Genomic DNA, 10,507 nt, shown 5'->3' with positions numbered 1-10,507 from the left:
GGTTGATAGGCCGGATATGGAAGCCAGGTGACTGGTGGAGTTGACCGGTACTAATAGGCCGAGGGCTTGTCCTCAGTTGCTCGCGTCCACTGTGTGGTTCCCGGGTTGCGAACAGTCGCACCGGTTGAACCAGTATGTACTCAATTGAAGAGTGTGCTTGTTCGCTAAGTGCCGATATCCCGCTTCGGCGGGGTGGCCCGATAGGGTTTCGGTGGTCATAGCGTGAGGGAAACGCCCGGTTACATTCCGAACCCGGAAGCTAAGCCTTACAGCGCCGATGGTACTGCAGGGGGGACCCTGTGGGAGAGTAGGACACCGCCGAACAATCTTTCAAGGACCCATGGTCCAGCGTTCATGCTGGATCATGGGTCCTTTTTGTTTTTCTGCGAGAATGACTGCGGTACCCGAAGACAGGAGCCCAACCGATGTCCCCCAATTCCTCCGACGACCGTCCCGAGCGCGATCAGCGCCGTCGGGACAGCGGTGACCGGGGCGGCTTCCGCGGAGGCCGTGACGATCGCGATCGCGGTCCACGGCGTGATGACCGGGACCGTGGTGGTTTCCGTCGTGATGACAGCGGCCGTCGCGATGACAGCCGTCGTGATGACAATCGGGGCGGCGGATATCGCGGTGGCCGCGACGACCGGCCCAGCGGGCCGCGTCGTTCCGACGACCGCGGTGGGCGTCCGGGCTTCGGTGCCAATTCCGGTTCCGGCGGCGGTGGTTACGCCCGCCGTGATGACCGTGGCGGGCGGCCTGCCGGTGCCGGCAGCGGTAGCGGTGGCGGATACGGGCGGCGTGACGACCGTACCGGCGGTCCTCGCCGTGACGACCGGCCGAGCGGTCCTCGTCGCGATGACAGGCGCGACGACCGGCCCGGGTTCCGGCGCGATGACCGCCCCAGTGGCCCACGTCGTGATGACCGCCCCAGCGGACCCCGGCGTGACGACCGGCCGAGCGGGCCGCGCCGTGACGATCGTCCCAGTGGGCCGCGCAGGGACGACAGGCGGGATGACCGTGGTGGGCGGCCCAGTTTCGGTTCGGGGGGCGGGGGTTACGGTCGTCGCGATGACCGTCCCAGTGGTCCCCGGCGGGACGACCGGCCGAGCGGACCCCGTAGGGACGACCGCCGCGACGACCGCCGTGATGAGCGGCGTGACGATCGGCCCGCCTTGCGCCGTGACGATCGGCCCGGCTTCCGGCGTGACGACCGCGGCGAGAGCCGGGGAAGCGGTTACGCACGGCGGGACGACCGTCCCAGTGGCCCCCGCCGTGACGACAGCCGCGGAGGCGGCGGCAGGCCCACGGGCGGTGGCGGCTACGGCCGGCGTGACGACCGCGATCGCGGTGGGTACCGCGGGCGCGACGACAACCGCCGTGGTGGGTACGAGCGCCGTGACGACCGGGGTCGTGACCGCGATCGGGACCGTGACCGGGAGCCGATCAAGCGGCTGCCCATCCCGGAGGATGTGACCGGCGAGGAGATCGACGCGAGCGTCCGGCAGGAGCTGATGAGCCTCCCCAAGACACTCGCCGAGGACGTCGCGAAGAACCTCGTGATGGTCGCCAAGCTGATCGACGACGACCCCGAACAGGCCTACGCGTACTCCCGTATCGCCCTGCGGCTCGCCTCCCGGGTCGCCGCCGTACGGGAGGCGGCCGGCTTCGCCGCGTACGCCACCCAGAAGTACGCCGAGGCGCTGGCCGAGTTCAGGGCCGCGCGGCGGATGACCGGGGGTGTCGATCTGTGGCCCGTCATGGCGGACTGCGAGCGCGGTCTCGGCCGTCCGGAACGGGCGATGGCGATGGCCGGCGAGCCCGAGGTGCAGAAACTCGACAAGGCGGGCCAGGTCGAGATGCGGCTCGTCGCGGCCGGCGCGCGCCGGGACATGGGGCAGCTCGACGCCGCCATCGTGACGCTCCAGAGCCCCGAGCTGGCGTCGAACTCCGTACAGCCGTGGACCGCGCGGCTGCGCTACGCCTACGCCGACGCTCTGCTGTCGGCGGGGCGCGAGGACGAGGCCCGCGAGTGGTTCGCCAAGACGGTCGAGGCGGACAAGGACGGTGCGACGGACGCCTCTGACCGGCTCGCGGAGCTGGACGGGGTCGAGTTCGTCGACGCCCTGGCCGATGACGAGGACGATGACGACGAGGACGAGGACGACGGCCTGGACGGCACCGGCGCGGACGACGACGCCGAGGACGTTGAGGACGACGAGGACAGCGAAGGCAACGACAAGGGCTGAGCGTTGAGCTGACGCCCGTACGCCTGCACGCCCGTACAACCCGTACACCTGAATCTCTGTGGGCGGCATCCCGGCCGGGGTGCCGCCCACAGACGTACTCACTCCAGCGTGAGGCTGCGCAGCACCAGTCCCGTCGCCGGCTTGGGGCCGAAGGAGGTGGACTTGCGCGGCATCATCACGCCCTGGCGGGCCAGTTCGCGTACGACCTCCTCGCGCACCGGGTGCAGCAGGACCGCCGTACCGCCGTCGCGTTCCGCCTTGTCGACGGCCGCGGCCGTGTCATGGATGTACGCGATGTGCTCGGGCGCGTCCGGGATCCGCCAGACGTGGTCCAGGAGCGTGGCATGCAGGACCGTCGCGTCCAGCGCCCGCCAGGCCGCGGGCCGGTCCTCGGGGACCGTACGCGCCAGCAGATCCGGGTCCGGGCGGTCGACGAGATGGAAGCGCCCGTCCCCGGCCAGCAGGAAGGCGTTGCCCGAGGCGGCGGCCTCCGCCAGGGCGTCCAGCGCCTCGGCGAGGGGGCTCTCGATCGTACGGACACGGAAGGAGCCCGAGAGGGCCTCGACCGCGCGGCCGACCGGCAGCCGGTGCAGCAGCCGGTGGATGGAGCGCACCTGGAGGGGGTGGCGGGCCGTGTCGACCAGCAGGACCAGCCCGTACCCCCATGGGCCTTCGGCCGGGTGCTCGTCGCGCAGCCGCAGATACGTCGCCCAGCGGTGGTGGCCGTCGGCGATCAGGGCCTGGTGATGGCCCAGGTCCTCGGTGATCTCCGCGAGGTCACCGGGATCCGTGACCGCCCACAGACGGTGACTGAAGCCGTCCTCCGTGGTGGTCGCGAGAAGCGGGGGCCGGCGGACGGCGCGCGCGATGACGCCCGACGTACCGGCGCCCTCCGGTGTGTCCGCCGTGCCGGCTGCCTCGCCTCCGCTGCGGTAGGTCAGCAGCAGCGGTTCCAGGTTCGCCTCGGTCGCCCGCATCAGGGCCGCGCGGTCCTCCACCACATCCGGCATGACGTCCTCGTGGGGCAGCACGATGCCGTCGGAGGGGGCGGACAGCGCCAGCGCCCCGATGACCCCCCTCTGCAGCAGCTCGCCCCCGCGCTGCTCGTACACGTACAGCGCGGGCTCCTCGTCGGGCGCGAGGACGCCCTCGGCGAGCCAGCGGCCCAGTGTGCGCGCGGCCTGGCGGTGGCGCTCGCCGGGGGTGGTGGCCTGCGGCAGGATCAGCCGGACGATGTTGTGCGGATCGGCCGATTCCAGGTGGTGCAGACCGTCCGGCCTGACGACCACGTCGTACGGCGGCGAGGTCACCGCGGCAAGGCTGCCGACCCGTTCGGGGACATAGCGGAGTCCACGGAACGGAATCAGTCGCAGCCCCTTGTCCCCGGGACCTGTTGTGTTCATCAGGGCATCGTATGTGGGCCGTGGGGGATGAGCGATGATCGGGGGAGAAGCCATCGGAGCCACCGGAGTACCGGCGGCACGAACGAGGGACGGGCGGCGGATGAGCGAGCGGGGCAGGACCAGGCCGGGCGGGAGCACGACCGCGCTGTACAAGGCGTACGACACGGCTCTGCTCGATCTCGACGGCGTGGTGTACGCCGGGGGCGACGCCATCGCGCACGCGGCCGAGTCGCTCCGTACGGCCCGGGACGGCGGGATGCATCTCGCGTATGTCACCAACAACGCGCTGCGCACGCCCGAGACCGTCGCGGCACATCTCACGGAACTCGGCGCGCCGGCCGGTCCCGGTGATGTGATCACCTCGGCGCAGGCGGTGTCCCGGCTGATCGCCGAGCAGCTTCCTGCGGGGTCCAGGGTGCTGGTGATCGGCGGGGAGGGGCTGCGGGTCGCGCTGCGCGAGCGGGGTCTCGTACCGGTGGAGTCGGCCGATGACGACCCGGCGGCGGTGGCGCAGGGGTACGGGGGGCCGGAGCTGCCCTGGGGGCGGTTCGCCGAGGCGTGCTACGCGATCAACCGGGGCCTGCCGTGGTTCGCGTCCAATACGGATCTGACGATTCCGAGCGCGCGGGGGATCGCGCCGGGCAATGGCGCGGCGGTCGAGGTGGTACGAATCGCCACGGGAGCGGAGCCGCAGGTCGCGGGCAAGCCGCTGCCGCCGATGCACCGGGAGACGATCCTGCGGACGGGGGCGCGGCGGGCGCTGGTGGTCGGGGACCGGCTGGACACGGACATCGAGGGGGCGTTCAACGGGGGTGTGGACTCGCTTCTCGTCCTGACCGGGGTGACGGACGCGGCGCGGCTCCTGGCGGCAGTGCCGATCCACCGGCCCACCTATGTGGACGCGGATCTGCGGGGGTTGCTGACCGGGCAGCCCGAAGTGGCCGTGACCGGCGGCGGGTTCGGGTGCGGTGGCTGGACCGCTTCGGCCGGCGGGCAGACGCTGGTGCTGGAGGGGGACGGCACGGCGCTGGACGGGCTGCGCGCGCTGTGCGCGGCGGCGTGGACGGAGGCGGGCGAGGGGGCGAGCACGCTGGACGCGGGCAAGGCGCTGGCGAAGCTGGGGCTGTAGGGCTGTAGTACGTGGAGCCGGGGCTGTCGGTACGTAGGTACGGGTCTGGTCCCAACGTACGTACGGGCCTTGATCCCGGCGTACGTACGGGCCTGCCCCCGCGGCGAACCTCTCAGCGAGCTGGTTGCGAGGGTAGGCTAACCTAACCTCGTGTTGGTCCACAGTCCCCCCGAACCGAGCGCGCCGCCGGTCCCCGCCGCCGCGCCCCGCGAGCGCCGGATCCCGCGCGCCACGGGGCTGCTCCTCTCCCTCGGCGTTCTCCTGCTGGTCTGTGGAGCGAGTATCGCGATCGGTGCCAAGTCCGTACCGCTCGGGGACGTCTGGCACGGCCTGGTCCATGACTCGGGCACCGGGAACGATGTGATCGTCGTCGATGTCCGGCTGCCGCGGACCGTTCTCGGGCTGCTCGTCGGGACCGCGCTCGGGCTCGCGGGGGCGGTGATGCAGGCGCTGACCCGTAACCCGCTCGCCGAGCCGGGGCTGCTGGGGGTCAATGCCGGAGCCGCCGCCGCGGTGGTCTCCGCCATCAGCTTTCTGAACGTCACCTCGATCACCGGCTATGTGTGGTTCGCGTTCCTGGGCGCGGCGGTGGTCTCGGCGCTCGTGTACGTCCTCGGCGGCACCCGCGGCGCCACACCGGTGCGTCTCGCGCTCGCCGGAACCGCCGCCACCGCCGCGCTCTTCGGCTACGTCAACGCCGTACAGCTTCTGGACTCGGCTGCGCTCGACCGGCTGCGCTTCTGGACCGTCGGCTCGCTCGCCTCGGCCGACATGTCGACTGTCGGCAAGGTGTGGCCCTTTGTCGCCATAGGTGTTGTCCTCGCACTGCTGATCGCCCGTCCGCTCAACGCGATGGCGATGGGCGACGACACCGCCCGTGCGCTGGGCGCGCGTCCGGCCCGTACCCGCGTACTCGCGATGGTCTCCGTCACCCTGCTCTGCGGGGCGGCGACGGCGGCCTGCGGGCCCATCGTGTTTGTCGGACTGATGGTGCCTCATCTCGTACGGGCGGTCACCGGGCCCGACATGCGGTGGATCCTGCCGTACGCGGCGGTGCTCTCGCCCGTGCTGCTGCTGGGCGCCGATGTGGTGGGCCGGGTCGTCGCCAGACCGTCGGAGCTTCAGGTCGGCATCGTCACCGCGCTGCTCGGCGGGCCCGTCTTCGTCCAGCTCGTACGCCGCAAAAGGATGGGCCGGCTGTGACCGTACTCTCCAGGGAGAAGGCGCCCGGACATCCCGCCGTACGCACGGTCCGGCTGCCGGGAGGTCTTTCCGTACGGTACGACCGGCGCTCGGGCCTGACGGTGCTGCTGCTCGCCGCGGTCGCGCTGGCCGCCGGGGTCGTGCTCATCGGCACCGGCGACTTCCCGATGTCGCCCGGCGATGTCGTCACGACCCTGCTGGGGAACGGCAGCGCGGGACAGGAGTTCATCGTCCAGGAGCTGCGGCTGCCCCGGGTGCTGGTCGGGCTGCTCGTCGGCGCGGCCCTCGCGGTGGGGGGAGCGGTCTTCCAGTCCCTCACCCGCAATCCGCTGGGCAGCCCGGATGTGATCGGATTCGGTCAGGGCGCGACGGTCGGTGCCCTGAGCGTGATCGTTCTCTTTCAGGGCGGTGCGACGGCCGTCGCGGGCGGAGCGGTCGTCGGAGGCGCGGTGACCGGGGCCGGGGTCTATGTGCTGGCCTGGAAGCGCGGGGTGCACGGCTACCGGCTGGTCCTCGTCGGTATCGGTGTCGCCGCCATGCTCACCGCCGTCACCCACTATCTGATCACCAAGGCCGATCTGGTCGACGCGACCCGGGCCGTGCTGTGGATCACCGGCTCGCTCGACGGGCGCGACTGGACGCAGGCCTGGCCGCTGTTCGTGGTGTGCGGGGTGCTGATTCCGCTGGTCCTGGGGCACGGGCGGGCGCTGCGCGTGATGGAGATGGGCGACGACGCGGCGTACGCGCTGGGCGTGCGGGTCGAGCGGACCAGGCTGGTGCTGATGGGATCCGCCGTACTGCTGGTCGCGGTGGCGACGGCCGCCGCCGGGCCCATCGCCTTTGTGGCGCTGAGCGCTCCCCAGCTCGCCCGCAGGCTGACCCGGGCGCCGGGGCCCAATACGGGTGCCGCCGCGGTCATGGGGGCGGTGCTGCTGCTTGTCGCCGACTGGATCGCCACCTCGGCGTTCGGCGACCGCGAGCTGCCCGTCGGCGTGGTGACCGGGGTGCTCGGCGGCTGCTATCTGCTCTGGCTGCTGGTCACCGAGCGCAAGGCAGGCCGTATATGACGCACGGCGGGCCGCAAATGAGGCCGTATGTGATCGGGAACTGCCACATATGAACGGGAACGAGGCGCGGATGAAATCCGCGGACACCAGGAGCAGGAGTACGACCATGCAGCGCCTCACCGCGGAATCGGTGACCCTCGGCTACGACCAGCGGGTCATCGCCCGCGATCTGTCGGTGGAGATCCCCGACCACTCGTTCACGGTGATCGTCGGCCCCAACGCCTGCGGCAAGTCGACATTGCTGCGTGCGCTCTCCCGGATGCTCAAGCCGTCCCAGGGGCGCGTCCTGCTCGACGGTACGGTCATCCACACGATGCCCGCCAAAAAGGTCGCCAGGACCCTCGGGCTGCTGCCGCAGTCGTCGATCGCGCCCGACGGCATCACCGTCGCCGATCTGGTGGCCCGCGGCCGGTATCCGCACCAGGGGCTGCTGCGCCAGTGGTCGCCCGAGGACGAGCGGATCGTCGACGAGTCGATGCAGTCGACCGGTGTCGCCGAACTGGCTGATCGCTATGTCGACGAATTGTCCGGCGGCCAGCGCCAGCGGGTCTGGATCGCGATGGCCCTCGCCCAGCAGACCCCGCTCCTGCTGCTCGACGAGCCGACCACCTTCCTCGACATCCAGCACCAGATCGATGTGCTCGACCTCTGCGCCGACCTGCACGAGACCGGGGGCCGTACGCTCGTCGCCGTACTGCACGACCTCAACCACGCGGCCCGCTACGCCACGCATCTGATCGCGATGCGCGACGGGGCGGTCGTGGCGGAGGGAGCGCCCTCGGAGGTCGTCACGGCCGAGCGGGTCGAGGAGGTGTTCGGGCTGCGGTGCCAGGTGATCGAGGACCCGGAGACCGGTACGCCGCTGGTGGTGCCGGCCGGACGGCGGGCCTGGTCCCTCAGAGCAGCGACCGCAGGCGCACCAGATCACGGAAGCCCGCGTCCAGCCTGACCCGGCCCGACCCCCAGGCCCGGGCGAAATTCAGCTCGCCGTCGACCAGCGCCACCAGATCGTCGCCCGCCATGGCCAGCCCGATCTGCGCCTTCTCCGTCGGTGGCCCCGCCACCGCCTCCGCCACCTCGATCCTGCCGTCCACGAGCCGCCCGGTGAAGGTCACGTCCAGGTCCGTGATGTGGCAGGTCAGTGAACGGTCGAAGCCTGCCGCGGTGCGGACCTTCCCGTCCGCGCGCGCCAGACTGTCAGAGAGCTTGTCGAGTGCGCTGCGGCACTCCTCCTTCGTCGCCATCGCGATCGACGGTACCGCAGGGCTTCGCGGTAGCGTCTGGGCATGAGCGACTCGATGGCGGGCGCGGCCGCCGTACCGGACGGGCACGGGCCAGGGGCCGCGGGACCGCCCGCGCCGGAACCCGCGGCGCCGCGCCCCCTCGGCGTGGGTGTCGTCCCGACCGGCAACGCCGAGGTGGACGAGCGGCTGGCCCGGCTCGCGGACGCCGACCACCTCTCGGCGGACGGCCATGTCGAGGTGTACGAGGATGTGCACCGGGGGCTGCGCGACGCGCTGACCGCGCTCGACGCCCGCCCGGCGGCCCCGGGCCCGCCGGGCACTCCGCAGGGGCCCCGGTGACGGCCCCGGTGACCTCTCTCGCGTACGACCACAGGAGCTGAACCGAACGTGGCAGGACTGGCACGCCGCCGTCTCGATGCCGAGCTGGTACGCCGTAACCTCGCGCGCTCGCGCGAGCACGCGAGCCAGCTCATCGCCGCGGGCCGGGTGACCGTCGGCGGCACCACCGCGACCAAGCCCGCCACGCAGGTCGAGACGAGCGCCGCCGTCGTCGTCACCGCGGACGACACCGAACCCGACTACGTCTCGCGCGGCGGGCACAAACTCGCCGGCGCGCTGGCGGCCTTCGTACCCCTCGGTCTGGAGGTCCGCGGCCGGCGGGCCCTCGACGCGGGCGCGTCCACCGGCGGCTTCACGGATGTCCTGCTCCGCGCGGACGTGGGCCATGTCGTCGCCGTGGACGTCGGGTACGGGCAACTCGCCTGGTCGCTGCGGGGCGATGAACGCGTCACCGTCAAGGACCGTACGAACGTACGCGAGTTGACGCTCGACGCGATCGGAGGGGAGCCCGTGGATCTGGTGGTCGGGGATCTGTCGTTCATCCCGCTGGGGCTGGTGCTGCCGGCGCTGGTGCGCTGCTCGGCGCCCGGCGCGGACCTGGTCCTGATGGTGAAGCCGCAGTTCGAGGTGGGCAAGGAGCGGCTGGGCAGCGGAGGTGTCGTACGCAGCCCCGAGCTGCGGGCCGAGGCGGTACGGGCGGTGGCGCGGCGGGCCGGTGAACTCGGCCTCGGGGTACGGGGCGTCACCGCCAGTCCGCTGCCTGGTCCTTCCGGGAATGTCGAGTACTTTCTGTGGCTCCGAGCCGGGGCGCCCGAGCTGGACCCGGCGGATGTCGACCGTGCAGTGGCGGAGGGACCCCGTTGACCACGCGTACTACGCAGATGAGCCAGCCCGCGCAGAGCCCCCGGCCCGCCGAGGCCGTCCGGAGCAGAAGTGTCCCGGCCGCCGAAACCGCCCCCGACGTACGGGCGGCCAACGCGGACCGGACCGTGTTCCTGCTCGCCCACACCGGCAGGCCCGCGGCGATCCGCAGCGCCGAACTGGTCGTGAACGGACTGGTGCGCAACGGTCTCGGCGTACGGGTCCTGGCCACGGAGGCGGCCGATCTGCCGCTCCCGCCGGCCGTCGAGACCGTCCCCGAGACCGCCCCCGACGTACTCGACGGCTGCGAACTGCTCATCGTGCTCGGCGGTGACGGGACGCTGCTGCGCGGCGCCGCCTTCGCGCGCGCCTCGGGTGTGCCCATGCTCGGGGTCAATCTGGGCAGGGTCGGCTTCCTCGCGGAGGCGGAGCGCGACGATCTGGACAAGGTCGTCAACCGCGTGGTCACCCGCGCGTATGAGGTCGAGGAGCGGATGACGATCGATGTCGTCGTGCACAGCAACGGCGATGTCGTCCACCGGGACTGGGCCCTCAACGAGGCGGCCGTACAGAAGGTCTCGCCCGAGCGGATGCTCGAAGTGGTCCTGGAGATCGACGGGCGGCCGGTCACCGCCTTCGGCTGTGACGGGATCGTCTGCGCCACCCCCACCGGGTCGACGGCGTACGCCTTCTCGGCGGGCGGGCCCGTCGTCTGGCCGGAGGTCGAGGCGCTGCTGATGGTCCCGATCAGCGCCCATGCCCTGTTCGCCAAGCCGCTGGTCACCTCGCCGACCACGGTGCTCGCGGTGGAGGTGCAGGCGCACACGCCGAACGGGGTGCTGTGGTGCGACGGGCGCAGAACCGTCGAGCTGCCCCGGGGCGCCCGGGTCGAGGTACGGCGCGGAGCGGTGCCCGTACGGCTGGCGCGGCTGCACCACGCGTCGTTCGCGGACCGGCTGGTGGCCAAGTTCGCGCTGCCGGTGTCGGGCTGGCGAGGGGCGCCCCACTGAGCACG

At 71.8% G+C, this 10,507-nt stretch carries 10 protein-coding genes, 1 rRNA gene and 1 pseudogene; 10 read left to right on the top strand and 2 right to left on the bottom strand.

Features of this window, described 5'->3' with window-relative positions; translation table 11 throughout:
• Positions 1–207 precede the first annotated feature (207 nt).
• The 3 genes and pseudogenes from rrf (at position 208) to ACFU9P_RS33750 (ending at position 2,246) form a co-directional block, all read left to right on the top strand.
• A 5S ribosomal RNA gene (gene rrf / locus ACFU9P_RS33760) occupies positions 208–324 on the top strand.
• 71 nt (positions 325–395) lie between these two features.
• A pseudogene (locus ACFU9P_RS33755) lies at positions 396–1,091 on the top strand (hypothetical protein); the annotation flags it as partial.
• 360 nt (positions 1,092–1,451) lie between these two features.
• Complete coding sequence (locus tag ACFU9P_RS33750) at positions 1,452–2,246, top strand: hypothetical protein (RefSeq protein WP_384088418.1); 795 nt, start codon at positions 1,452–1,454, stop codon at positions 2,244–2,246.
• 98 nt (positions 2,247–2,344) lie between these two features.
• Here ACFU9P_RS33750 and ACFU9P_RS33745 read toward each other — a convergent pair whose 3' ends face one another.
• On the bottom strand, positions 2,345–3,649 hold the full coding sequence (locus ACFU9P_RS33745; RefSeq protein WP_384088400.1) for a DUF1015 family protein: 1,305 nt from the start codon (positions 3,647–3,649) through the stop codon (positions 2,345–2,347).
• 100 nt (positions 3,650–3,749) lie between these two features.
• Here ACFU9P_RS33745 and ACFU9P_RS33740 point away from each other — a divergent pair, with 100 nt between their 5' ends.
• From ACFU9P_RS33740 to ACFU9P_RS33725, 4 genes are all read left to right on the top strand, one after another.
• Entirely contained in the window at positions 3,750–4,778 is a 1,029-nt protein-coding gene (locus ACFU9P_RS33740) for an HAD hydrolase-like protein (RefSeq protein ID WP_384088398.1), read from the top strand.
• Between the two features lie 153 nt (positions 4,779–4,931).
• On the top strand, positions 4,932–5,981 hold the full coding sequence (locus ACFU9P_RS33735; RefSeq protein ID WP_384088415.1) for a FecCD family ABC transporter permease: 1,050 nt from the start codon (positions 4,932–4,934) through the stop codon (positions 5,979–5,981).
• Positions 5,978–7,048: a FecCD family ABC transporter permease gene (locus tag ACFU9P_RS33730; RefSeq protein ID WP_384088395.1), complete on the top strand. Its 1,071-nt coding sequence runs from the start codon at positions 5,978–5,980 to the stop codon at positions 7,046–7,048. Before ACFU9P_RS33735 ends, ACFU9P_RS33730 begins: the two co-directional genes overlap by 4 nt.
• Before the next feature lie 106 nt (positions 7,049–7,154).
• Positions 7,155–7,997: an ABC transporter ATP-binding protein gene (locus ACFU9P_RS33725; protein WP_384088392.1), complete on the top strand. Its 843-nt coding sequence runs from the start codon at positions 7,155–7,157 to the stop codon at positions 7,995–7,997.
• Here ACFU9P_RS33725 and ACFU9P_RS33720 read toward each other — a convergent pair.
• On the bottom strand, positions 7,945–8,292 hold the full coding sequence (locus tag ACFU9P_RS33720; RefSeq protein WP_376383392.1) for a sterol-binding protein: 348 nt from the start codon (positions 8,290–8,292) through the stop codon (positions 7,945–7,947). The genes ACFU9P_RS33725 and ACFU9P_RS33720 overlap by 53 nt on opposite strands.
• A 42-nt stretch (positions 8,293–8,334) precedes the next feature.
• Here ACFU9P_RS33720 and ACFU9P_RS33715 point away from each other — a divergent pair, with 42 nt between their 5' ends.
• From ACFU9P_RS33715 to ACFU9P_RS33705, 3 genes are read left to right on the top strand one after another with little or no spacing between them, the layout of a single operon-like run.
• Positions 8,335–8,631 carry a hypothetical protein gene (locus ACFU9P_RS33715; RefSeq protein WP_384088389.1) on the top strand — a complete coding sequence of 99 codons (297 nt, stop codon included), beginning with the start codon at positions 8,335–8,337 and terminating at the stop codon, positions 8,629–8,631.
• A 48-nt stretch (positions 8,632–8,679) separates the two neighbouring features.
• Complete coding sequence (locus tag ACFU9P_RS33710) at positions 8,680–9,495, top strand: TlyA family RNA methyltransferase (RefSeq protein ID WP_376383388.1); 816 nt, start codon at positions 8,680–8,682, stop codon at positions 9,493–9,495.
• The gene (locus ACFU9P_RS33705; protein WP_376383386.1) at positions 9,492–10,502 is read left to right on the top strand and encodes an NAD kinase; all 1,011 of its coding nucleotides are present in this window, start codon (positions 9,492–9,494) and stop codon (positions 10,500–10,502) included. Before ACFU9P_RS33710 ends, ACFU9P_RS33705 begins: the two co-directional genes overlap by 4 nt.
• Positions 10,503–10,507: the final 5 nt, after the last annotated feature.

The organism is Streptomyces sp. NPDC057617 (assembly GCF_042800555.1).
GTDB lineage: Bacteria > Actinomycetota > Actinomycetes > Streptomycetales > Streptomycetaceae > Streptomyces.
Note: the sequence above shows the minus strand (reverse complement) of the source record. Positions and strands in the feature narration are given on the sequence as shown.